The sequence below is a fragment of the Campylobacter anatolicus genome (assembly GCF_018145655.1).
Taxonomy (GTDB): domain Bacteria; phylum Campylobacterota; class Campylobacteria; order Campylobacterales; family Campylobacteraceae; genus Campylobacter_A; species Campylobacter_A anatolicus.
Genome location: NZ_JAGSSY010000001.1, coordinates 308,683 through 332,428, shown reverse-complemented (window position 1 = coordinate 332,428; position 23,746 = coordinate 308,683). Strand labels below are relative to the sequence as shown.

The window sequence follows — 23,746 nt, the reverse complement described above, 5'->3', positions numbered from 1 at the left end:
TTTTTATAAATCAACTCCACAAAAGTACGACATTTTCATCATATATATCACTCTTCTTAGGCGTGATTTGAGTGATATTTAGAGTGATATTTTTTACGTCATTTGCCGATTTTACAGCCTCTATCTCACTTTGAAATTTAGCCATCAACTCATCTATTTGCATATTTATCTGAGCGACATTTTGCTCGCTGAGCTTGACATCGCTTCGCTCTTTTAACACCTTGCTTGCACTCCTTGCACTAGTTGCGATTTTAGTAGCGTTTGAGCTTGAAAGTAGCTTGGTGCCAAATAACGCTCCAAGTATGCTCGTACCTATACTAATCGCTGCATTTAGTCCACTTGTAGCCATATCTTTCTGTTCTTTTTCTAGCTTGATAGTAGCTTTATTTAGTCTATCTTCTAGCTTTGCTCTCTCTTTTTGAAATTTGGCACTCACCTGAGCTGTCTTTTGCTCTAAAATCTCGTTGCACTTATCACTAAGACGTATGTAAAACTCCTCTTTGCTTTCATTAGGAATTGAGTGTAGCCCTAGTGCTTCGTAAAGCTCAAGCTTATAACTTCGAAAAATATACTCCTTAAAGCTCTTTTTAAACTCGTTTAAATTTTTAGCACTCATCACAAAGCTAGGCAGTGGCTGATATGTTGCATTTTGTGGCTCATTATGCTCAAAATTCATGCTCATGCTCACGCTCGCTTGATCCCATTCCACGTTTCGCTCACTCTCATTAAGCACGTAGACTAAGTTTACATCTTTTATAGTATTTATACCTTTTTTTGCGTCGTAAAATCGCACCTTTGCACTAGCAAATAGGCTTGGACTTAGCTCATTCTTGTCGCAATTACAAGCAAAAACTTGCTCTATATCACTAGCAAGTATTGGTTTAGCACCGCCTTTTAAATTTTTAGTTTTTGATTCTGTATTGCTTTTTAAATTTGCTTTTTTCTTACTCATTAAATTTGTGATTTGTTCACGGCTAAGAGGTCCTTTTAGATAGCTTAATGCCCAGCGAGTTGAGATGACAGCAAGTCCATCTTCGTTTATATTTTTAACTAAAAAGTTGCGTTTTGCTAAATTTGAAATAGTCTTTTCTATCTCTGACTTATCTAAATTTGAACCACTTATACCGCTTAGTCCATCTATCACACGAGCCTTATCTTGTGCGGTTTGCAGTCGTCCAATGAACCACGTGCCGATATTGCTAAGTCCTTTGTAATCAATATCTACTGGGTTTTGTGTGCTTAAAACACATCCAATACCAAAGGCACGAGCCTGTTTTAGCAAGGTTAGCATAGGCGTTTTGCTCGGTGGGTTGGCATTTGGTGGAAAAAAACCAAAAATTTCATCCATATATAGCAAGGCTCTAAGCGAGCTAGTTCCCTCTGTACTTCTCATCCATGCGATTATCTCGTTTAAAAGCAGTGTTACAAAAAACATTCGCTCATCGTCATTTAAGTGCGAGATCGTAAAGATATTGCACTTTGCTTTGCCATTTTCATTAAAGAGCATCTTGGCGATATCAAGTTTCATTCCATCGCTCCAACTCTTAAAGCTTGGATTTGCAATGAGTGCGTTTAGCTTCATCGCTAGTTTCATTCGCTCAGCACTCGGATAAAATGTATCTACGCTAAAAACGCCGATCTTTTCAAACGGTGGTGTAGCGATAAATCCGATAAGTTGTTCTAAGCTCACATCTTCGCCGTTTTTAAATTTAGTATCAAATATCGTTGAAATCAATAGCTGCTCTTTTGAGCTCATATCATCATTGTTTATACCGATAAGAGATAGCACCGAAGCAGCGAGTGAGTTTATGTAGTTATTAAAACTCTCATCATCTTTTTCGTTAATGCCTTTAGGGCATACAAAATCACTAAGTAGCGATACGCCAATACCTGCTGAGCTTTTAGGTGTATAGATAGTCATATCAACACTATCTTTTAGCATTTTAACTCGCTCTAAGCTTTGATAGCTACTTTCTATCCCTTTTTGCCATATTTCGCTCTCCTGCTTGGCTACCTCATTCACACTAAGCCCTTTGTTTGTCGCCTCGCTCTCATCAATGTAAGGCCTAAAATCATCCGCACTCATCTGCTCAAAGGTAAGTGCAAGGTTTGTCATATCGCCTTTTGGATCTATTATTATTGATGGGATATTATCTATACAAGCCTCTTCAAGTAGCGTGATACCAAGACCGGTTTTACCGCTACCGGTCATACCGATAATGGCCGCATGAGTGGTTAGATCTTTATTTTTGTATAAAAATGGCTCGTTATTTTTGAGTCCAAGATAAAAAAGTTTTAAGCTCTCTTGTAGGCTTTTCATTTGTTGTCCTCTTTTGTTTTTTAGGATTATAGCAATTTTAACCACCAAGAACCTTTAAATGCATTATCTTATGAAGATATTTGTACTAGGTTTGAGAAAGTAAAATATACTTTTTAAATTAGATAAAAAGATGACTTGATGAGGTAGAATTTTAAGTTTATAATTTAAAGTGAATTAAGTGTTTGCTTGATTTTTAGATTTAAATATATCACACGGATACTTAACTTTTAGAAATTTTATAGCCTATTTTGGATATATTTTCTATCATATTATTATCGGTTTTTAGTCTTATCTTTTTTACTATCATCCTTAAGGCCTCGTTACTCATAGATTTTTCGCCCCAAACAAAATTTTCAATAACTTCATAGCTTACAACTTTGTCTATATTGCTTATTAACAAGAAAAATAGCTTAGCTTCTGTTTTTGGCATAAAAATTTGCTCACTATTTTTAAATAAAACCCTTTGGCTTAAGTCATATTCATAAATTTCTTTAAATTTTAGTCTATTTTCATAAATTTGTTTTGTTGCCATTATGATGGTTGTTTGAAGCTCTTCGATTTTTATCGGCTTTCTAAGATAATTGTAAGCTCCTAGCTCTATACTTGTTAATATATTTTCATTTGTATCATACGAAGTTATGACAATTGAAGTTAAATGCGGAGCTCGCTTTTTTATCTCATCTAGCATTTCAAGGCCATTTAAATTTGGTAGATTGATATCTGTTATAACTACATCAAAGTCATCTTTAAAAAATTGATTAAACCCTTCAAGTCCATCTTTAACGCATACTATCTTTTTGCAGTATAGACTTAAAGATTGATATAGGGCAAGTCTTGTGTTTTCATCATCTTCAACTAAAAGTACAGATATATTTTCAAGCTTTTTTAGTATACTAATATCTAACATTAGACATTTTCCTTTGCTATCGTTAGAGTAAAAATTGTTGGATTTTTACTTTTTTGTAACACCAAATCGCCTTTTAGTTTTTTATTTGCTATAAGTTTTGAGATATAAAGTCCTAGCCCACTACTGTTTTTAGTGCTAGAAAATGGTGTAAAAATTTTACCTATATTTTCAGTTTTTATGCCATCAGCATTATCGATTACGCGTATTATAAATTTATTTTGCTCTTTTGTTATATTAATTACTATTTTTGCATATTTTTTATCCTTTAATGCCTCTTTTGAGTTTTGCACCAAACAGGCGATGATTTGCTTAAATTCATTTATATAATTTATGCAGTTTGTATCAGTTTTACTTTTTAGTGTAACTTTTATATTAACATTTGAATGGTGAGTAAAAAGTATGAAAATAGTATCTAAAATAGCCTGTTTTATGTCAAATTTCTGAGTGGTCGTTTGCAATCTATAAAAATTTTTAAATATGCTCATTGTGTTTGCCATATAGTCTATATTCTCAAGTGATCTTTTAGTGTTTTCATAAAAAATATCATCGCTAAGTTTTCCCAGCTTTTTAAACTGAACAAGATTGCCTAAAAATATGCTAAGCGAATTTAAAGGTTGTATCCATTGGTGTGATATAGCACCTATCATCTGTCCTAATTCTGCCATTTTTGCCTGTGAAAACAGCAAAATTTCATACTCTCTTTTTGTTTTTTCAAACTCGGCCTTTTGTCTATTTATTTTTTTATTGTAAAAATACGCAAGTATTAAAAATAGAAAGATACTTAAAATGTATATTGCAAAATTTATTATAAATTGTTCGTTTATTTTGTCGTAGATATTATTTTTTGGTGTTTTTGCAATCAAAATTAACGTCGAATTTTCTAGCTTTTTAAAGCTTAATATCTCATTTTTTGTTTCAATATGGCTAGTGTCAACTTTATTTGTAGTTTTTAAAAACCCGTAGTTATTTTTAAAGTTATCATTTGGATATATTAGTGGCTTAAAGCTATCGTCTGTTAAAAATATAAAGCCATTATTTTCAAGTTTATAGCTACTAAGCTCATTTTTTATATCATCAAATAGTAATATGCCACACAAGACACCTAAATTTTGAATGCTATTTATCTTTTGACATATCGATACTACTGGCTTTTTAAGCCCAGCATCGATATATGGTTTTGTTATATAAATTCCACCACTTTTTATAGTATTTTGATACCAGGGTCGGTTTATAGGGGCATATCCGCTTGGGCGAATAAATTCCTTGCTTGATATTATGGTTGAGTTTTCATACCCCACATATGTACTTGAAAAATTTGCAATGCTTTCACTTTTTTGCAGTATATCTTTTATGATTTGTTCATCTTTTTCGGGACTAAATTTTGATATTAGTTGATTTATTGATTTTAGACTATGCTTTTTGTTTTCTAGCCATTTTTCTACTTTATTACTTGAATTTTTAAGCATACTAACTTGCTCGTTTATTAAAATTTCTTTAACAAACGAGCGATTTATAGTGTAGTTTATTAACATTAAAGTTAAGAATATGATAGAAAAAATAACAATTATATGATGTCTTTTAAAATTTTCTATCATAAGCTTTTATTTCTACCACTCTCCAACAGGTGGATTTTTTATCTCATAAAGTGTTTTGCCAAGCTCTTTATGTCCTACATTTTTATGGCAGCTTACACAACTTACTTTGTCAGTTTTACTATCTTTAAAATCAATATAAATTTTATGCATATCATCTATATTTTTATTTGTGCTATTTATATCTAAAATAGTTTTATGACAGCTTAAACAGCCACTATTATAGACAAATTTGTCCCTATTTTTTCTATTTTCTTGCCAATTTGCATCTTTTGCGTCGTTAAATGCCATATGAGTAACTTCACTAGCACCATTTAGTGCTTTTTGAAATACATATTTTATATAGCTATCATGTGGAAGATGGCAATCTACACACTTAGCTTTAAAGCCTATCTTATTTGTTCCACCATGAGTGCTTTTTTGATAGGTTTTAACAAAAGGATCCATCCACTCATGGCAGCTTACGCAAAATTTATCATCTCCGGTTGAATGTATTAAAGTATTTCCTCCAAAAAATACAATAAAAGCAAATACTAATAGAAAACAAATTTTTAAAAGTGTTTTTTTCATCACATCTCCTTAAGGCACTAATAAATTTTTCATACTGTCTTGTGAATGACACATAACGCAGTAATTTTTAGATGTTTTATGTGTGCTATGGCATAGATTACAATCCATTTTTGGATAGTGTGGGCTTGCATGTATGTTATCATCATAGCCTAGGTGGCCACTTCTTTCAGCAAGCATTTCATAACTTTTGTGACAACTCAAACACTCATTTGTACTTAAAGCTTTGTAATCATTAGGGTCGCTTTGCTTATGGCAGTTTTTGCACTCAAAATGTAATTTATCATGTGCCTTAAATGGGTAGTTTTCTTTTGTAAATTTATTAGATTCTAATGCATTTAAATTCGCACAAAAGATAAATAAAGATATTAAAAATACTTTAATGATATTTAGCATCTTTTATCCTTTTTTGCTAAATTTGCAGCATTTTTACCAGCAATCCTACCAAATACTAAACAATCTGGTATCGCACAGCTTCCAAGTCTGCTAGCCCCATGTGGTCCGCCAACAGACTCTCCTGCAGCAAACAACCCATTTATAGGCTTATTATCAGTGTCATAAACTCTAGCTTCAGTGTCTATTTTAACTCCTCCCATTGTGTGATGAACTTTTGGAATAGCTCTCCAAGCGTAAAATGGTGGCTTTGTTAGATCAGGAATGATATCTTTAAATTTAAAAAATGGCTTATCAAACTCATCATCTTTGCCAGCTCTTGCATATCTTGTATAATCATATACGCTTTTTTGCAATCTTTCATAAGGTATGTCGTAAAATTTAGCAAGTTCTTTAATAGTATCAAAAACTCTTATAACTTTTTTATGTATGCCTCGCTCAACGTTTGCCTTTGTAGTGCCTTGTGCACCTATGCTATCGCATATTACAATAGGGTGCGTTATACTTCCATCTGGATTTTTATGAATTTTTAAAATAGCATCTGAGCGTATTTTTCTATCTGCTAACTCATTAACAAAACGCTTTCCAGTTCTTGCATCTACCATTATGCCATATGAGAAAGCAGGTATCGCAAATACCGGAGATATGCCAAAGCCTTTCTCATCAGGGCTTCCCCATGGTCCAAGCTGTATCCATTCTAAATCAACGGTTTGTGCTTTATGTTTCATCATTACTTTTAACGCTTGAGCCGTTGCACCGTAGTGATTTGTGCAGTCTAGATCTGCACTTAGGCTAGGATCTATGCTTTGTCTAAAATTTATATCATAAGCAAAGCCACCAGTTGCCATAACAATACCGCCGTTTATCTTATAAAATTTAGTAACTCCACTTTTATTCTCACTCTCATCTTTTAATGGATCAAACTCAAAGTCATAGTTTTCTCTAACTTTTGCTCCAATAATATCACCATTTTCATTACGGATAAAATCATCTAAGATAACTCTAGTGCGTATAGTTGCACCATTTTTCATAGCATATTCTTGCAAAGGTATAGTTATTTTTCCACCTGAGTTAATCTCTGGCCAAATTGTTCGCGGAACACTGTGTCCGCCAAATTGACCAAGAGCATTTCTGTAATAAACGCCCTTTTGAAGCGTCCACTCATAAGCATCGTTGCCGTTTTTGGCTATAACTTCAACAAGATCCATTCTATTTAGATTAAGCCCAGCTTTTAAAATATCTTTAACATAAAGTTCGTAAGAGTCCTTTATGTTTCTATCTTTTTGAAAACTAGAATTTACAACAGCGAATGCACCGCCATTTATAGCCGAATTTCCACCAAGGACTGGCATTTTTTCTATCATAAGTGTTTTTGCACCTTCATCAAGTGCTTGACAGGTAGCGGCAGATCCAGCAAAGCCAGATCCAACCACAAGCACATCCCACTCCTCGTCCCATTTTATGCTATTATTAATAAAAGTGTCAGCATTAGCAAGTGTTGCTGCTCCTAGCAACACTACGCTATTTAAAAAATCTCTTCTACTAGACATTCATAATCCTTAAAAAATATAGCTAATTCCAGCACCAAGCTGAGTTAAGCTTGGGTAGCTGACCTGTTTTTTAAACACTTGATCGTATATGATAAAAGCATTTAAATTTTTCATTATCGGATAGCTAGCCCATACACTAAGCTCATTTTGTCTGTAATTTGTATCATCGCCACCTTTTAATTTATAGCTTGTAGTACCATAAAGTGCAGTAAGTGATAGCTTTTGTATCTGTGTTGAAAACATTGCATAAAGCGTTTTTACATCTCTTTCATACATTACATCGCCCTCTTCAAAAGGCACTATTTGATCGCCATTTAAATTTAAACTTCCCCAGCCTATCTTTTTGCCGGTTTTAACATATCCTAAAGTTAGTTTATTTTCATTGTATTTTGCATATGCTAGACCTTCGAACATACTTCCATCGTTATCTATGGTTTTCTCGTTACTTCTAGCATAATGAAGCGTTGTGCCAACGCCTAGCTCATCATTTATCATATCATCATAAATGATCTTGCCACCAACTCCAGAAAATATATCATCAGCATATAACCCATAAGTTTTTAAGCCAAAACCATTATCAAATTTGTATGTAGCACCTAAGCTAAACATACCTTTGTTGTCATTTATCTTTTTAAACCCCCACATCTCTTTTAGATAAGCTCTACCTTTTGCACGTGTCCATATCGCATCTATTGTTAAATTTGATATAGAGTTGTTTGTAATCCTAACGCCATCGTTTATTTTCCCTATCCAGTCAGTTATCATCTCCTGACGACCTATTTTTACATTTGTATCATTTGCGTTATATTCAAGATATAAATTTGATATTAAATATCTATCATCTTCATAAATTCTCTGAGTAGAATCCCCGCTTCCATGACCTGTTATAAATTTTTTATCACCTTCATAAATTGGTGCTGTTCCCCTAAAGCCAACGACTGCTTTAAAATTTTTATAAAAGTCAGTTTCGTATTTTAAACCTATTGAACCAACAGCCCAAGATGTGTTGTTATAATATCTATTTTTTTCACCACTATTTATATGGCGTCCCTCAAAAAAAGTAGAGATATCTCCGCTAAATTTACCATTTTTAAATGCATCTTCAAGCGTATCACTACTCGCAAAAGCTACACAATAAAGTGTACTTAATAATATTAAGCTCTTTTTCATAAAATCTCCTAGTTATACTCTTTTAAAAATTTAGCTGAGTTTTTAAAGTCATTTGTAAGCGGCCTGTCTATTTCTAAAAATTTAACTACATTTCTATACTTTTCGTAAAGCTCCTTTGTGGCTTTTGATAGTTTTAGATTCGGCTCTTTTTGCATTCGTAAGTCTATAGCTTGAGCTGCATGCATTAGCTCCATTCCTAATATATAGTAGAAATTTTCAATTTGCTTTTGAAATTTTTGTATAACAAACGGTGCGTTTGTAGCCACATCTTCTATCTCTCCAGCAACTGGAGTGTAATCAAGTGAGGCTGGATTTGCTAAAAATTCATTCTCTCCAGCAAGTGATACAAACGGTTTTTGCATAGCCCCAAATGCATGGATTGTGTTTTGTGTGCCTAAAAATCTACTAAGTTTTGTAAAGCCATCATTTGATAATTTTATAGTTCTTAATGCAGACGCTTTTGAATTATGTGCTAAGACAATTGATGCTTTTTCAAACTCGACAACCCATAAAAGTGGCTCAAAATTTGAAGTTGGTACTACTGCACCGCCATTTGTAAATAGCTTGCTTTCTTGAAATTTAGCATTTTGTGGCTTTTTACCAAGATAAATTCCTGGATTATCATCTGATGAGTTAAGTTGAGTTTTCATTAAATTATCAAGTGTATCAATGCTTGATTTTAATGCTGCAAAAAAGTAAGAAGCGTCGCGGTAACTTAGCGGGTCTTGCAGAGCTCTTTGCCCGTCTTGATCCCATAGATAGCTATCTTTTAAAATTTCCCTTATTTGTGCTGTTACCGATACAAAATCTGCAAAAGGTCTAAGTTCGCTAGCCTCTTTTGTAAATGGTGCGACATTGCCATTAAATGCCTCAATGCTTAATGCAAAGACTAGTTTTGATAGTTTAAACACCTGTTTTAAATCTTCCAACGCAAGACTTGCAAGTGCTGCTGAATATGAATTTGAGCTTAAAATGCTAAGACTATCTTTACCGAAAGGAGAAAGTTGTTTTAGATTCGCCTTTTTTAAAGCCTCATCAGCTCTCATTTTTTTACCCTTATAATATACTTCTCCCTCTCCAAGCATGGCAAGTCCTACGTGCCCTAATATAGTAATGTCAGCTTCTCCCATAGAGCCACCACTTGGCATTACAGGGATTATGTCTTGATTTATAAATTCTTTATATAAATTTATAACTTCGCTTTGAACCCCAGCTCCTGAAAACAGCATATTATTTAGTCTTGTTGCCAAAACTGCACGAGCCGTTTTTAAAGGCATCTCTTCGCCAACGCCACCACAGTGTGCATGGATAAGACCTTTATTAAATTCAGTAGAGGCTTTAATAACTTCAGCGTCTAAATTTCCTTTAACATCTACGAAATTTTTGTCTTTATTTAGACCAACACCAGCTGTTAAGCCATAAATTTTTTGTCCGTCTTTTGCTGCGTTTATCAGCACTTCATGAGCCTGTTTTACCTTTTTTATTGCACTATCACTAATTTTAACTTTAGCTCCATTTGAAATTTTTAAAATATCATTTGGAGTTATGCTTGTGCCATCCAAAATGATATCAGAAGCATTTAAGTTAAGTGCTAAAATAGCGACCAAGGATAGGAATTTAAAACCTTTCATGATGTCCTCCTAAGATTAAAGTTATGGTCTAATTTTAAAACAAAATAATTTCTAAAAAGTAATTTTATGTATTTATTTAATATAAAATTAATAATATTAAAATAAATTTTTATATTATTTTGTGAGTAAACCCAATTTATGTAAATATGTTAAATTAGCGGTATTATTATTTTTGTGTATAAATTTAAGATATCTATCCATAATAAAAATATTATAGATAGAATTTATTGATGATTTAAAATAAGTTTAATCTAAGAGTAGGGCGATCTCTCGCCCTTAAAAATTATAGTTTATCAGCGTTATGTGAAAGATAATCAGCAACACCAGCAGTGCTAGCCTTCATACCTGCATCGCCCTTGTTCCAACCAGCAGGACAAACCTCGCCGTGTTCATTTGTAAATAGCATAGTGTCAACCATTCTTACCATTTCGTCTATATTTCTACCAAGTGGTAGGTCGTTGATGACTGCGTGGCGGACTGTGCCATCTTTATCAAGCAAGAATGAGCCACGAAGTGCGACACCAGCATCTTCTATAAGTACATCAAAACCACGTGCGATAGCTTTTGTCATATCAGCAACTATTGGGAAGCGAACCTTGCCTATACCACCTTTATTTACAGGTGTTTCTTTCCATGCAAAGTGTGAGAATTGATTGTCGCAAGAAACTGCGATAACCTCTATACCACGAGCTTTAAACTCATCATATCTTTTATCAAATGCGATGATCTCACTAGGGCAAACAAATGTGAAGTCCATTGGATAGAAAAATACTACCGCTCCGTTTTTACCTATATTTTTATAAAGGTTAAAATCATTTACGATTTGATTATCTCCTAAAACTGCTGCAGCTGTAAAATCAGGTGCTTTTTTTGTTACTAACATTATTTCTCCTTATAATAAATTTTATTAATTACGAAAGTATATCACTAGAATTTTAACAAAATATAAATTTTTATATTCTTTCATCTTTTCATCTAGATAAATTTAGCACAATTTAGTTAATGCTTGGTATTTGTATATATTGATAAGAGTTGTTGGTTAAATATAGGATTTATCTAAATTTTAAAGTTCACTAAAGTTTTTGCCACCAAATTTAAGTATAGCAGAACCCCAAGTAAAGCCACCACCAAATGCGTCTAGTAGTAGCATAGAACCATTTTTAACACGACCGCTTTCATAAGCGTCATTTAGTGCCATAGGTATTGAAGCTGAGCTTGTGTTTCCGTATTTTGACACAGTTAGCACACATTGCTCATCTGTAAAGCTTAGTCTTTGTTTGACCGCCTCTATGATACGGATATTTGCCTGATGTGGGATAAAAAAGTCGATATCGCTACTTGAAAGACCATTGTGTTCTAAAATTTCTACAACGCTTTTTGTTAGTGTCTGAACGGCTATTTTAAAGACTTCATTGCCAGACATATGTATAAAATTTAGCCTTTTTAATAGTGTTTCGCTACTTGCAGGGTAGGCACTTCCGCACCCTGGTGTTATGAGTAGTTTGCCCTGCGAGCCATCACTAGCCGTGTGTACGTCTAAAATTTCATTGCTCTTGCTTATGCTAATAACCGCTGCCCCAGCACCATCACCAAATAATATACACGTACTTCTATCTGTGTAGTCAACTATGCTACTAAGTTTTTCGGCTCCAACTATTAGCACGTTTTTCTTTGCACCACTTTCAACTAGCGATTTTGCGAGCTCCAAAAGATAGATAAATCCAGTGCAAGCAGCACTTATATCAAATGCTGTTACGCCAAAATTTAGCCCTAAATTTGTAGCGATTTTACATGCAGTCGAGGGCATACAAAGATGATCTGGTGATATAGTCGCACATATAATCGCGTCTATCTCGCTTAGCTTTAGCCCTGATCTTTGTATGGCTAGACGAGCTGCCTTTGTGCCAAGGTCGCTAGTAATCTCATTAGTTGCTATGTGTCTTTGTCTTATGCCGGTTCGCTTAACTATCCATTCATCGCTAGTCTCTACCATTTTTTCAAGATCAAAATTTGTTAAAATTTTTTCTGGCACATACGATGCTATGGATATTAAAGAGGCTTTTGGCATAATTTACCTTGCAAAATGTGATAATTCTTCTTCTATTACTTTATTTATATTTGAGTTTGCAAAATTTATAGCTTGAAATATTGCGTTTTTGATAGCTTTTGCATTACTTTTACCATGGCTAATAATAACGCAACCATTTACACCAAGTAGTGGAGCACCGCCATATTCATCGTAGCTAACTTGCTTTTTAAGTGTTTTAAAAACCTTTTTCATTAGTACAGACCCAGCTATGGCAAGAGGCGATCTTTTAACCTGTTTTTTTATGATTTTAGTTATAGCATCGGCTACGCCTTCACTTGTTTTAAGTAAGATATTACCTATAAAGCCATCGCAAACTACGACATCAACGCTACCATCAAAGACCTGACTACCTTCCGCATTACCAGTAAAGCTATCTAACTTTGATATGAGTGTATAAGCCTCTTTGCTTATCTCATTACCTTTGCTTTTTTCCTCACCATTTGATAAAAGTCCGACACGTGGGTTTTTGCGGTTTAAAATTTCTTTTGCATAGGCTTCGCCCATTACTGCAAATTGAAATAGATGTTCGCTCTTGCAATCAACATTTGCCCCAACATCCAGCACAAGTGTTGTGCTATCCTTTGAGTTTGGCATTAGTGTGGCAATAGCGGGCCGTGCGACATTTTTAAGTCTACCGATACGAAGAGTAGCTAGGCTCATAGTTGCACCGCTGTGTCCGGCCGATACCACAGCGTCAGCCTCTTTATCTTTTACGAGTTCTACAGCTTTATATATACTACTTTCTTTGCGTTTGAGTGCGTCAGTTGCACCATCTGACATAGAGATAACTTCAGCTGCTTCAACAAATGTGATGTGTTTTAGGAAGTTGTTTGGTATGAGTGGTTTTATGACATTGCTATCGCCAACAAGTACAGCTGAAAATTCTACATCTTCTAGTGCCTCAATAACACCTGCAACAATAGGCTCAGGACCGAAGTCCCCGCCCATAGCATCAATAGCAATGCGAATCATTTTTAGTATTCACCAGTTGTTTTGTTTATGCGGTGAGGCATCTTCCACGAGCCGTCTTTATCTTTAACAGGTACAGGAAGTGTTACTTTGTAGTGTGTTCTACGTTTTGCTGCACGAGTGTGACTCACTCTTCGTTTAGGTACTGCCATTTTTTCTCCTTTTTATAAATTTTTACAATTTTTACAATAAAAATAATCGCTTTTAAAAGCCTCTACTTCGCTTTTAAAAACTTCGTCTAAATCAATGCTGCCATCAAAAAATTCAACAACATCGCATAGCTTGTTATCAATATCTTTGTAAATCCCATCACTTAAAATCAGCTCAACTGGCTCGTTTAAAACTAAATTTATATCTACGCCACATCTATCGCAGTTATGTGGTGTGTTTCCCTCTATCTTGCCGATACATTTGACCGATTTTATATCGATCTTTTTTAAAATTCCACTAAATTTAAGTTCGCTATCACTTATCATAAAGTCAAAATTTTGCGGAGTAACCTTTAAAAAAGATATTTTCATATATTTATTAGTTATTTATTAGTTATTAGCAAAGCTCTCTTGCTGCAAAGAAGAAATTTATCTCATTTGTTGCATTTTCTAAACTATCACTGCCATGAACTGCATTTGCATCTATACTCTCCGCAAAGTCCGATCTTATCGTACCAGGAGCAGCCTCTTTTGGATTAGTCGCACCCATTAGATCGCGGTTTTTAGCTACTGCGTTTTCACCCTCAAGCACCATAACCACAACCGGTCCGCTAACCATAAAATCAACCAAATCATTAAAAAATGGTCTCTCGCTATGTACTGCGTAAAACGCTTTTGCATCGCATTTACTTAGTTTGATTTTCTTAGCAGCGACTATTCTAAGCCCATTGCTCTCAAATCTATCAATAATCTTGCCTATAACATTTTTCTTAACAGCATCAGGCTTTATAATAGAAAGTGTTCTTTGCATATTTTATCCCTTAAATTTACATTGTTTTTGATGAAGTTGGCAATTATATCAAAAAAAAGTTAAAAAATAAATTAGGCTCAAAAAAGAGCCTAAAATTTATGCCACAACTGGAGTTGTACCAGCACGTAAGTCAGCACTGATCTCACTACGTGATGGTTGACCAGCAAATGGAGCATCCCAGACGATACAGCCATCGGTTGGACAGGCTGATGCACAGGCTGGTTCTGCATTATACCCTACACACTCAACGCATTTATCTGCATAAACATAGTATGCGTCTGCACCTGTTGGGTTATCACTATCATCTACGATAGCCTCCACCGGACACTCATCTATACATGAACCACAGCTAATGCAAATATCTGTAATCTTTACTGCCATTTTTTCTCCTTTGAAAAATTTTTCGTAGAATATCAAAATAATCTGAAAATGATATAAAATTTTCTAAATATTTTCTAAAAAATAGCCATTTACAAGCTTTGTATGTATAATATCTATGTAGCTTTTAACCATCTTTTTAAAGTCATCTTTTGAGTGTGATTTTAAAATTTTATCATTTTCCATAAGGTTTAGTCCACGATCTTTTATAAATTTACCAGTCTGTTTTTCTATAGCTTCAAGTGAGTTTTTGCCATTAAATTGAAGTGCTACAAAAGCGTCAAAAGTTGAGAAATCAGCAATACTGTTTAGTTCGTTTGCCATGCTAATCACCGGCATTTCATTTGCTGAAAAATACTCAAAATATCCTCTAAAATTTTGCTTTAATCTACTCTTTCCGACTTCGTATTTTATAGTTTTTAGTGGTTTTGTGCTTATAGCAACGTGACCTGTTGCAACTATCTCCATTAAGCCCATAAATGCTGATTTAAGTGCGTTTTCATCATCTTTTAGCAAGGCTGCTATATCGGCGAAATTTACACTATCCGGATATACGTCATTAAAGACTTGATAAAGCCAGTTGTATTCAGGCTTCATTTTTAGTCCAAAAGACTCATATCCATCTTCTGTGCGTTTAAATTGACTTGCTAAGTGCAATTTTGCTAGTTCGTTTGCTCCTATCTCAATGTGTGACTCATTGTTAAATAGCTCTTTATGTATTATCAGACTTTGTCTAAATTGCTTATTTACCATAAAATCAAGCATTTGCTCCTTATCTATGCGTGAGCTAACCGTCGAATTTATATACTTGTCAAACTCGTCTATACCAAGATCGGCTTTAAATATATCATCAAGGCTGGTTTCGCACAGATAGCTAAGTCCGTGTTTATCAAGATTTGTGGCAAAATCTTTAAAGTATATCGGATCGTTAAAGATCTCTAAAAATTCATGACATATATATGTATCGCTTTTGCTTAAAAGATCACTTACATGCATATCTAAAAGCTGAGAGTTTAGAAAAATTTTATTTATATCATCTGTATTTTCGCAGTATTTTGTATATTTAACTAAAAAATTTAAAAGCTCTCTTGCTTTTGCTGCTTTGTTTACTTCACCTTTGATGTCACTAACACCAAATGTTAAAAAATCTCGTATGATGTCTTTAACTTTCCAACCTGGATAGACGTTGTATGAGACGTAGGCTATGCCGTTTGGGCTTAGCAGTTTTTTGATACTTGTTAATATCGCGTCTTTAACTACATCAGGCACCCAGCTATAAACGCCGTGGCATATGATGTAGTCAAACTCGCCAAGCTCACGCACATTGGCTTGACTTACTTCACATATGTCTTTTTGTATAAATTTAATGTTATCCACACGCATTTGCTTTGCAAGTTCTTTTGCCTTATCTATTTGCGTTTTGCTTAGGTCTATGCCGACTGCTTTGGCATTTGGGTTTGCTATCGCAAAAGGAAATAAATTCCCACCATAGCTACAGCCTATCTCCAAAACTCGTGAATTTTGGCTATGGGGGGGGGTAAGCGATAAAAATGAAGCTATAGCTTCTATTCTAGTTGGTGAGCATTGAAAAAATGCTGTCGAAAAGTAGGGCAACTCGTCATAACTTTTTTGGATTTCGTCCATTATGTAACCTTAAATTTATTAAATTTTTATAGCTTTGATAATACAATAGAGCTTATTAAATTTAGTTAAAAAATGGATAAAAATGAACGATACGATAAAAATAACTGGTGCAAGAGAACATAACTTAAAGAATATAAATTTAGAAATCCCTAAAAATAGACTTGTAGTTTTTACAGGGCTTAGCGGTAGTGGTAAAAGTACTTTAGCATTTGACACACTTTATGCAGAGGGACAACGCAGATATATAGAGAGTCTTAGTAGCTATGCACGGCAGTTTTTAGACCGCGTTGGCAAACCTGATGTGGATAAGATAGAAGGACTTACTCCGGCTATCGCAATAGATCAAAAAACAACATCTAAAAACCCACGCTCAACGGTTGGCACGATAACTGAGATTTATGACTATCTGCGTCTTTTATACGCACGCGTGGGCGTTCAACACTGCCATAAGTGTGGCAAACCTATATCAAAAATGAGTGCAAGTGATATCATAAATGAAATTTCAAAGCTACCAACCGGAGCGAAAATTGTCCTTTACGCACCTCTTGTGCGTGAAAAAAAGGGGACTTGGGCGGACTTAATAGAAAATCTACGTTCAAAGGGCTTTGTTAGGGCCTTGATAGACGGCGTGATGGTTAGACTTGATGAAGAGATAGAGTTGGCAAAAACAAAAAAACACACGATAAAAGTCGTCATAGACCGCCTTGTAGTGAGTAAAGATAACTCGGCACGCTTGGCACAGGATGTGGAGAAAGCACTTAGTGAGAGCTATGGAGAGATAGAAGTAGAGATCACAAATGCCGATGAGCTAGGGCTTACACAGAGTTTCATACATTATAGCGAGCATCTGGCGTGTTTTGATTGTAAAATTTCATTTACGCCACTTGAGCCACTTAGTTTTAGCTTCAACAGCCCAAAGGGAGCTTGTGAGCATTGTGATGGTTTAGGTCTTCGCTACAGCCTTGATATGAGTAAAGTGATTGATGAAGAAAAGAGCATAGAAGGTGGTGCTATAAAGCTACTTTATGGCTACAATATGAGCTATTATTATAAATTTTTACTTGCATTTTGTGAGCAAAATGGCGTGGATGTAAAGCGTCCATACTACGAACTAAGTGAAGATGAGAAGCGACTTGTGCTTTATGGTAATGTGAAGGAAGTAGAGTTTTTCTGGAAGCGACATAAGCTAATGCGTAAATTTGATGGTGCGATAAAGATAACTTATGATTTGCTTAAAGATTATAAGGATTTTGATGAGTATATGAGTGAGAAGATCTGTTCAGATTGCAACGGACATAGGCTAAAACCGCAGTCTTTAGCAGTTAAAGTGGCTGGACTTGGACTAGGGGATATTTTAGATATGAGTATTGAAAACTGTACGGCATTTTTCTCTGATGTTTCTAAATTTAGCTATTTAAGCAAACAAGAGAGCATTATTGCTGCACCTATATTAAAGGAGATAAATGAGCGATTATATTTTCTTTATGATGTGGGGCTTGGCTATCTCTCTTTGGGGCGTGATGCTAGGACGATAAGCGGTGGTGAGGCACAACGCATACGTATCGCTTCTCAGATAGGTAGTGGCTTAAGTGGTGTAATGTATGTGCTAGATGAGCCAAGTATCGGTCTACACGAGCGAGATACGATAAAACTTATAAAAACTTTAAGAAATTTACAACAAAAAGGTAACTCTGTCATAGTCGTAGAGCATGATAAAAAGACAATAAAAGAGGCAGACTTTGTCGTGGATATAGGTGTGGGAGCTGGGAAATTTGGCGGTAGTGTGATCTTTGCTGGCGGTGTTGATGAACTACTAAAAAGTGGTACTACAACGGCACAGTATCTAAACGGCGAGAAAAGTATAAATTATCAAAAAAATAGACCGCAAGAAAAATGGCTGGAAATCTCAAATATAAATATTAATAATATTAAAAATTTATCCGCTAAATTTCCATTGCGAAATTTAGTTGGTATAACAGGCGTTAGTGGCTCTGGTAAAAGTTCGCTTGTACTCCAAACTCTACTACCAGAAGCACAAGAGCAGTTAAATCGTGCTAAGAAAGTAAAAAAAGTTGCAGGAGTAAATTTAAATGGACTTGAAAATTTAGATAAGGTTATCTATCTAGATCAAAGTCCTATCGGACGCACTTCACGCTCAAACCCTGCGACTTATACGGGCGTTATGGACGAGATAAGAAATTTATTTGCTCAAACCAAAGAGGCAAAGTTGCGTGGGTATAAAATAGGGCGATTTAGCTTTAACGTCAAGGGTGGACGCTGCGAGAAGTGTCAAGGCGAGGGTGAGATAACAATAGAGATGCACTTTTTACCTGATGTAAATGTCATATGCGATGTTTGTAAAGGAGCTAGATATAACACACAAACACTTGAAATTTTATATAAAGGTAAAAATATCGCTGATGTATTAAATATGAGTATTGATGAGGCGATAGAATTTTTCAAGGCTGTACCAAAGATCACAAATAAGCTTAAAACACTCTCTGACGTTGGGCTAGGATACATAACGCTAGGACAAAATGCAGTAACTTTAAGTGGTGGCGAGGCACAACGTGTTAAACTGGCTAAAGAGCTAAGTCGTAGCGATACTGGAAATACACTTTATATCTTAGATGAGCCTACTACTGGGCTTCATTTTGCTGATGTAGATAAGCTTGTAAAGGTACTTCATCATTTAGTGGATCTTGGAAATTCAGTATTTGTGATTGAGCATAATATGGATATTATCAAAAACTGCGATTATATCATAGATATGGGACCAGAAGGCGGTGCAAAGGGCGGTAAGATCATCGCTGTTGGAAGGGTTAAGGATGTCGCTAAAAATCATAAAAAAACCGGAAGTTATACCGGGATGTTTTTAGCGGAGGAGATTGAAGATATGAAAAAAATTAATAAAAAAGCTAAGTAGTGTCAAAAATTTAGTTGATTTTGTCTTAAATTTAAGCAGTTTAGAAAATTTTAATATAAAAATTCCTAAATCAATAAAAGCAGAACAAACATTATGAGCTATCGTAAAGATAGAAAAATTATGCTCTGCTTTGGCTTTAAGCCCAAGTTATCCATAGTTTATGGATTTGATTATGTTGTTGGCGATGAAATTTATTAAAGACTTAAATACACTGTAAAAAGTGATATTAAAGATGGCTGAGGGTGTGGGAGTTTGTCGCTTTGCTATCATTAAAATAATAAAGATTTAATAGCTTTTAAAATATAAATTTATTAAAACAAATGATAAAATTTTAATAGAAAATATCAAACTAAAAGACACAAATAATCCTGCTAAACTAAAATACTAAACTAATTACTTTTAAAGATTTAGAATGAATGTGATTATTCTTTTAAATGTGATTAGTTTTTAGCAGTGCTGATTGGGGTTGACCTTGGCTTTTAAAATGCTGGATTTATCGTTTGTGTCAACGAATATGATAAATAAATTTGGCAAACGTATGAGAAAAGTTATAAAACAAATATTATAAAAGGCGAAATGGGATAGTAAAACCAAAGTTCGCTACCAGGGTGTGATAGTATAATCAACAGTCTACTTTGTCAGTCATCTAGCGAGGCTTGTGCCAGTATGTTTAGGGAATGACGTTGATATGCAAAGAGACCTTGCAAAAAGGTTACTGACTAGTAATTGTTTCAAAAAGCAAGCTAAGCAAATTTAATCTGTAAGTTAGTTTTTGAATTTAATTAGATACTAAACTCTAAAATATTACAATTTTACCTTTTAAAGGTGTCAGTTAGACATGTTACAAAATTTATAAAGGCTTATAATGCTTGATTTTATTAACTCTTTTAAACAAAAATACATTGTAAATTTTTGGGATGTTGGCAAAGCTATGATAGCACTTGCTATTTTGAGTGCTGTTTATTTTGGCATTTTTCGTGGCGTTTGGGCGGTTACTGGTGAGATGACGCGTTGGGGTGGCGAGTTTTTAGAGCTTTTTGGTATGGATTTATCAAGTTATTCATACTATAAAATGCAAAATTTAAATGGTACTCCGCTTACACGTGTTGATGGCATTATGCTTATCGGAATGTTTTTAGGTGCCGCAATCGCTGCTTTTATGGCAAACAAAGTTAAATTTAGACTTCCAGCAAGTGGTATTCGTGTATTCCAGGCCATAGTTGGCGGTATACTTTCTGGATTTGGTGCAAGACTTGCTTTTGGATGCAATCTAGCTAATTTTTTCACAGGACTTCCGTATTTTTCACTCCATACTTGGCTATTTGCTGTGTTTATGATTATAGGAATTTACTGTGCCGTGCAAGTGGGAAAATTTAAAATTTTTCGCCCAAAAGTCGTGTTGCAAAGATATGGAGCAAATGGCAAAGGAATAGAATATGACAAAAATAGGGCAAATAGACATTTTGCTTATGGCGTTGCTATACTTGTGCTTTCTATTATCTGGTTGGTCTATCTTTTTATAAATGCACCCAGCTTCGATCTTAAAGTAAAAGCTAGTATTTTACCACTTGCCTTGATATTTGGTATAGCTTTTGGTTTCATTGTCTCAAAAGGACAAGTCTGCTTTACTTCTTGTTTTAGAGATCTGTTTTTGTTCGGTCGCGATACGGCTACAAAAGGTGCATTTTTTGGTATGATAATAGCAACTTTGATTATTTTCGTATTTGTGTCAAATGGCTATAACTCTAAAATTGTAAATTTTAGTCCGGCGGTGGCTATGGGAGCGTTTTTGTTTGGTTTTGGTATCGTTTTTGCAGGAGGTTGCGAGTGCGGTTGGACTTATAGAGCTGCTGAGGGGCAAATGCATTTTATGATAGTAGGTATCGCAAATTTTGTAGGAACTGCTATCTTGGCACTTAATTACGACCATTTTCCAGACTGGTTTAAAGCAGGTCCGAAAATAAATTTACTAGATACTTTTGGTCCTATTGGCGGGTTGGCTTTAAATTTAAGTCTATTTGTGCTAGTGCTATTGTTGGTTGTCTTTTATAAAAAACGCTTTTTTGCAAAAGGAGGATATTAATGAAAAATTATGAGATAAATTATACTCTTGATATACAAGGCGAGGCTTGCCCGATGCCAGCTGTTGCTACGCTTGAAGTGTTACCGACTATGAAAAGTGGTGAGGTTTTAGAAGTGCTTTGCGACTGTCCGCAGGCAATAAATTCTATCCCTGTTGATGCTAAAAACCGTGGCTTTGAAGTTTTATCAGTAGAGCAAGATGGCCCGACTCTTAGATTTATCATAAGAAAACCGTAGATCAACATGAGTAAATTTGGGCTAGTCTTAGCTCAAATTTTTAAATTTAATAGTGCGGTTTTTGCAAAATCACTTTTAAATTCAAAATCATTTTATGCTTAAGATCAAAGTGAGTTAAAAAACTATGTTTTTCACTTTGATTTCTTATAAAACTTTACATATTTTGTTTTGACTTACGGTTAGATATTTGTATAAGTATAAAACGTTACTTTATTTTTAACAATTTTATCATTTTATATTGGTTAATTTATTATTTTTTGCATATTTATAATCTGAATTTAGTTTATTTCTGCCATAATATCTAGCTTTTTGTATAATTTTATATCTTTTTATATCCAAATTCGCATTTAGTATATAGCTTACAGGATTTTTATTTCTAAATTTCTTCGGACTATGTATTATGCCGGTTTTGTTTGGTAAAATAGCTCTGAAAATATCTTTAAAATAGCTAAAATGAGTAAATTTAAGTATAAGTAAACTGCATTTGGTAGATCAAATAATATCTTTACTAGCAGTTATTGCTAATTATAGGCACTGAAAAACTACTTCTAAGCCCACTTATAATGCACTAATCGCTGTATATCTACGCCCCAAATTAGTCAATAATTAAACACAGTTTAAACAAAAGTGATTTTATACACGATTTGAGTATTATATTTTAATTTTATAAAGCTACTTAAAGATAAAATTATATTGTAAGATACGATAATACTACGCCTAAATGCATTTAAAGATGATAAAGATTGGCTAAATAAATTTATAAGTCTTTATCGTTATTTAAGCATTAGAGAGTGTGTGAGAATACAGTTTTTTGGTAGTTGTTGGTTTATTTATACTAAATTTGATAATGGATATAAAATTATAAAAATGTAGTGCTTGTGAAACTATCTGAGATTTTGCAAAGGCCATTTAAAAATTTTTAATAAACATTAATGATTGTTGATACTTTTTTCTATTTTGCACTATAAATTTACAAACTCTTAGAACTTAGAGTATGAAGCTATTTAAGAAAAGATAATTTTAAAGATCTGATTATTGTAGCTAGGTTTGCATATCGCAAACCTAGAGCTTGTATTAATGTGTTCCTTCACCAGGGAAATAGTTAGGATTTTTCCATGGTCCAAATTTTGTTTTTATAAATAGCATTGGGTCAAGTTGCTGTGGGGCTGAGCCAAAATACTCAGGCTTTATAGACGGTGCTTTTGAGTAAGCTGTGTCTAATCCTGCACGATTTTCTGTCGTCATCATAGGGTTTCTAACAAGTCCGGTATTTACAAAAGCTGCTACATCTAATGCATCTTCAGGCGATAGTATCGGAGCGTCTGCTGTTGCACCTAGTGGCATAGATGAACGTAAAAATCTAGCTAAAACTGGCAGCATAGACATATGTCCGCCATCTGTCCAGATTAGTAGCGATGGATACATATGCCCACCACCATTTTCAAAGTCATCATTTTTAACGCCTTGACCTCTCTCGCCGTGGCAAACCGCACAGGTATCCATATAAATTTGTTTACCTCTTACTGGATCAGCCATACGGTTAGGAAAGTCCATACGAGCTATAAAATCTCCTGTAAGTCTCATACCATCTTTGATCTCATAAGCTTTTTTAAGCCATTTAAAATATGCCATTATGGCTCTCATCTCTTTACTGTCGTTTGGAAATTTAGCAGAGCTTGTGCCACCCATTTGGCGTACTCGATCTTCAAGTGATATGATCTTCATTGTCTCTACATCAAGTTTTGGATAGTTGTTAAAGACGTTTAAAAATGGCATAGTATATTTTTTTGTACCAGGTAGTCCGTTGCCATTATCCTCCATATGACAGGCAGTGCAATTGACGTTGTTATTTGTCATTTTTAGTTTACCTTTTGGTCCAAGAGTACTTTCTGTTTTTGACAAAAGCTCTATGCCGTATTTGATTAGTTCACCTTCTTTAGTATTTGGAACATCATTTATGCTTAGCTCTTTACTAGGCCATGGTTGATGGGCGACCTCGCCATACTCTTTAAAGTATGCAATACCTTCAGCGTCTGTTAGCTGGTCTCCGACTTTGTAGTCAGATATGCTTTTAGCACTTAGGCCAAGGCACACACAGCTGGCAACTAATGCTAATTTAACTAGTTTCATTTGTTCTCCTTGTTTTAAAATGCATTGGAATTATATAAAATTTAAACATATAAAAAATGAAATAATAAGATTTATTTTTTATAATAAATAATAGATTAAGAAAATTATGTAAACCATCTTTATATCTCATATTTTTTGAAATATCGTTTGAGCTAATCTAAATTTTAATAGAAATTTGTATAATTATGTCAAAGGATAAAC

At 34.3% G+C, this 23,746-nt stretch carries 20 protein-coding genes; 3 read left to right on the top strand and 17 right to left on the bottom strand.

Annotated features, from left to right (window positions below; translation table 11 throughout):
* Positions 1 to 10: 10 nt before the first annotated feature.
* The 16 genes from KDE13_RS01665 to KDE13_RS01590 form a co-directional block, all read right to left on the bottom strand.
* Positions 11 to 2,320, bottom strand: a complete 2,310-nt coding sequence (locus tag KDE13_RS01665) for a helicase HerA domain-containing protein (protein ID WP_212142675.1) — start codon at positions 2,318 to 2,320, stop codon at positions 11 to 13.
* A gap of 220 nt (positions 2,321 to 2,540) precedes the next feature.
* Positions 2,541 to 3,227, bottom strand: a complete 687-nt coding sequence (locus KDE13_RS01660) for a response regulator transcription factor (protein WP_212140133.1) — start codon at positions 3,225 to 3,227, stop codon at positions 2,541 to 2,543.
* A complete protein-coding gene (locus KDE13_RS01655; RefSeq protein ID WP_267873700.1) occupies positions 3,227 to 4,759 on the bottom strand; it encodes a sensor histidine kinase in 1,533 nt (510 codons plus the stop codon). Before KDE13_RS01655 ends, KDE13_RS01660 begins: the two co-directional genes overlap by 1 nt.
* A 75-nt stretch (positions 4,760 to 4,834) precedes the next feature.
* The gene (locus tag KDE13_RS01650) at positions 4,835 to 5,389 is read right to left on the bottom strand and encodes a cytochrome c3 family protein (protein ID WP_212142673.1); all 555 of its coding nucleotides are present in this window, start codon (positions 5,387 to 5,389) and stop codon (positions 4,835 to 4,837) included.
* Between the two features lie 9 nt (positions 5,390 to 5,398).
* The gene (locus tag KDE13_RS01645; protein WP_212140136.1) at positions 5,399 to 5,782 is read right to left on the bottom strand and encodes a cytochrome c3 family protein; all 384 of its coding nucleotides are present in this window, start codon (positions 5,780 to 5,782) and stop codon (positions 5,399 to 5,401) included.
* Complete coding sequence (locus tag KDE13_RS01640; RefSeq protein ID WP_212142672.1) at positions 5,776 to 7,329, bottom strand: flavocytochrome c; 1,554 nt, start codon at positions 7,327 to 7,329, stop codon at positions 5,776 to 5,778. Before KDE13_RS01640 ends, KDE13_RS01645 begins: the two co-directional genes overlap by 7 nt.
* Before the next feature lie 9 nt (positions 7,330 to 7,338).
* Positions 7,339 to 8,499 carry an Opr family porin gene (locus KDE13_RS01635; RefSeq protein ID WP_212141699.1) on the bottom strand — a complete coding sequence of 387 codons (1,161 nt, stop codon included), beginning with the start codon at positions 8,497 to 8,499 and terminating at the stop codon, positions 7,339 to 7,341.
* Between the two features lie 8 nt (positions 8,500 to 8,507).
* Positions 8,508 to 10,130: an HAL/PAL/TAL family ammonia-lyase gene (locus tag KDE13_RS01630; protein WP_212142671.1), complete on the bottom strand. Its 1,623-nt coding sequence runs from the start codon at positions 10,128 to 10,130 to the stop codon at positions 8,508 to 8,510.
* 283 nt (positions 10,131 to 10,413) lie between these two features.
* Positions 10,414 to 11,013 carry a peroxiredoxin gene (locus tag KDE13_RS01625; protein ID WP_212140140.1) on the bottom strand — a complete coding sequence of 200 codons (600 nt, stop codon included), beginning with the start codon at positions 11,011 to 11,013 and terminating at the stop codon, positions 10,414 to 10,416.
* A gap of 180 nt (positions 11,014 to 11,193) precedes the next feature.
* A complete protein-coding gene (locus tag KDE13_RS01620) occupies positions 11,194 to 12,198 on the bottom strand; it encodes a beta-ketoacyl-ACP synthase III (RefSeq protein ID WP_212142670.1) in 1,005 nt (334 codons plus the stop codon).
* Positions 12,199 to 12,201: 3 nt separating this feature from the next.
* Positions 12,202 to 13,191, bottom strand: a complete 990-nt coding sequence (gene plsX / locus KDE13_RS01615; RefSeq protein ID WP_212140142.1) for a phosphate acyltransferase PlsX — start codon at positions 13,189 to 13,191, stop codon at positions 12,202 to 12,204.
* A 2-nt stretch (positions 13,192 to 13,193) separates the two neighbouring features.
* Positions 13,194 to 13,340, bottom strand: a complete 147-nt coding sequence (rpmF, locus tag KDE13_RS01610) for a 50S ribosomal protein L32 (RefSeq protein ID WP_212140143.1) — start codon at positions 13,338 to 13,340, stop codon at positions 13,194 to 13,196.
* A 12-nt stretch (positions 13,341 to 13,352) separates the two neighbouring features.
* Positions 13,353 to 13,709, bottom strand: a complete 357-nt coding sequence (locus KDE13_RS01605; protein WP_212142669.1) for a hypothetical protein — start codon at positions 13,707 to 13,709, stop codon at positions 13,353 to 13,355.
* A gap of 25 nt (positions 13,710 to 13,734) precedes the next feature.
* Positions 13,735 to 14,148, bottom strand: coding sequence for a nucleoside-diphosphate kinase (gene ndk, locus KDE13_RS01600; protein WP_212140145.1), 414 nt, complete (start codon positions 14,146 to 14,148; stop codon positions 13,735 to 13,737).
* A gap of 96 nt (positions 14,149 to 14,244) precedes the next feature.
* Positions 14,245 to 14,529 (bottom strand): DUF362 domain-containing protein, encoded by a 285-nt coding sequence (locus KDE13_RS01595; RefSeq protein ID WP_212140146.1) that lies wholly within the window; start codon positions 14,527 to 14,529, stop codon positions 14,245 to 14,247.
* 63 nt (positions 14,530 to 14,592) lie between these two features.
* Positions 14,593 to 16,170, bottom strand: coding sequence for a class I SAM-dependent methyltransferase (locus KDE13_RS01590; RefSeq protein ID WP_212142668.1), 1,578 nt, complete (start codon positions 16,168 to 16,170; stop codon positions 14,593 to 14,595).
* 82 nt (positions 16,171 to 16,252) lie between these two features.
* Here KDE13_RS01590 and uvrA point away from each other — a divergent pair, with 82 nt between their 5' ends.
* From uvrA to yedF, 3 genes are all read left to right on the top strand, one after another.
* Complete coding sequence (gene uvrA / locus KDE13_RS01585) at positions 16,253 to 19,096, top strand: excinuclease ABC subunit UvrA (protein ID WP_212140148.1); 2,844 nt, start codon at positions 16,253 to 16,255, stop codon at positions 19,094 to 19,096.
* 877 nt (positions 19,097 to 19,973) lie between these two features.
* Complete coding sequence (yedE, locus tag KDE13_RS01580; RefSeq protein ID WP_212140528.1) at positions 19,974 to 21,179, top strand: selenium metabolism membrane protein YedE/FdhT; 1,206 nt, start codon at positions 19,974 to 19,976, stop codon at positions 21,177 to 21,179.
* On the top strand, positions 21,179 to 21,415 hold the full coding sequence (gene yedF, locus KDE13_RS01575; RefSeq protein WP_212140149.1) for a sulfurtransferase-like selenium metabolism protein YedF: 237 nt from the start codon (positions 21,179 to 21,181) through the stop codon (positions 21,413 to 21,415). The genes yedE and yedF overlap by 1 nt, the downstream gene beginning before the upstream one ends.
* A 1,074-nt stretch (positions 21,416 to 22,489) precedes the next feature.
* Here yedF and KDE13_RS01570 read toward each other — a convergent pair.
* On the bottom strand, positions 22,490 to 23,545 hold the full coding sequence (locus tag KDE13_RS01570) for a c-type cytochrome (RefSeq protein WP_212140150.1): 1,056 nt from the start codon (positions 23,543 to 23,545) through the stop codon (positions 22,490 to 22,492).
* Positions 23,546 to 23,746: the final 201 nt, after the last annotated feature.

Coding starts and splice junctions, on each gene's coding strand:
- KDE13_RS01660 (WP_212140133.1), bottom strand. CDS start 3,227: ATGTTAGATATTAGTATACTAAAAAAGCTTGAAAATATATCTGTACTT.
- uvrA (WP_212140148.1), top strand. CDS start 16,253: ATGAACGATACGATAAAAATAACTGGTGCAAGAGAACATAACTTAAAG.
- KDE13_RS01650 (WP_212142673.1), bottom strand. CDS start 5,389: ATGAAAAAAACACTTTTAAAAATTTGTTTTCTATTAGTATTTGCTTTT.
- plsX (WP_212140142.1), bottom strand. CDS start 13,191: ATGATTCGCATTGCTATTGATGCTATGGGCGGGGACTTCGGTCCTGAG.
- KDE13_RS01635 (WP_212141699.1), bottom strand. CDS start 8,499: ATGAAAAAGAGCTTAATATTATTAAGTACACTTTATTGTGTAGCTTTT.
- KDE13_RS01665 (WP_212142675.1), bottom strand. CDS start 2,320: ATGAAAAGCCTACAAGAGAGCTTAAAACTTTTTTATCTTGGACTCAAA.
- KDE13_RS01640 (WP_212142672.1), bottom strand. CDS start 7,329: ATGTCTAGTAGAAGAGATTTTTTAAATAGCGTAGTGTTGCTAGGAGCA.
- KDE13_RS01645 (WP_212140136.1), bottom strand. CDS start 5,782: ATGCTAAATATCATTAAAGTATTTTTAATATCTTTATTTATCTTTTGT.
- yedF (WP_212140149.1), top strand. CDS start 21,179: ATGAAAAATTATGAGATAAATTATACTCTTGATATACAAGGCGAGGCT.
- KDE13_RS01625 (WP_212140140.1), bottom strand. CDS start 11,013: ATGTTAGTAACAAAAAAAGCACCTGATTTTACAGCTGCAGCAGTTTTA.
- KDE13_RS01605 (WP_212142669.1), bottom strand. CDS start 13,709: ATGAAAATATCTTTTTTAAAGGTTACTCCGCAAAATTTTGACTTTATG.
- rpmF (WP_212140143.1), bottom strand. CDS start 13,340: ATGGCAGTACCTAAACGAAGAGTGAGTCACACTCGTGCAGCAAAACGT.
- KDE13_RS01620 (WP_212142670.1), bottom strand. CDS start 12,198: ATGCCAAAAGCCTCTTTAATATCCATAGCATCGTATGTGCCAGAAAAA.
- KDE13_RS01630 (WP_212142671.1), bottom strand. CDS start 10,130: ATGAAAGGTTTTAAATTCCTATCCTTGGTCGCTATTTTAGCACTTAAC.
- KDE13_RS01570 (WP_212140150.1), bottom strand. CDS start 23,545: ATGAAACTAGTTAAATTAGCATTAGTTGCCAGCTGTGTGTGCCTTGGC.
- KDE13_RS01655 (WP_267873700.1), bottom strand. CDS start 4,759: ATGTTAATAAACTACACTATAAATCGCTCGTTTGTTAAAGAAATTTTA.
- ndk (WP_212140145.1), bottom strand. CDS start 14,148: ATGCAAAGAACACTTTCTATTATAAAGCCTGATGCTGTTAAGAAAAAT.
- KDE13_RS01590 (WP_212142668.1), bottom strand. CDS start 16,170: ATGGACGAAATCCAAAAAAGTTATGACGAGTTGCCCTACTTTTCGACA.
- KDE13_RS01595 (WP_212140146.1), bottom strand. CDS start 14,529: ATGGCAGTAAAGATTACAGATATTTGCATTAGCTGTGGTTCATGTATA.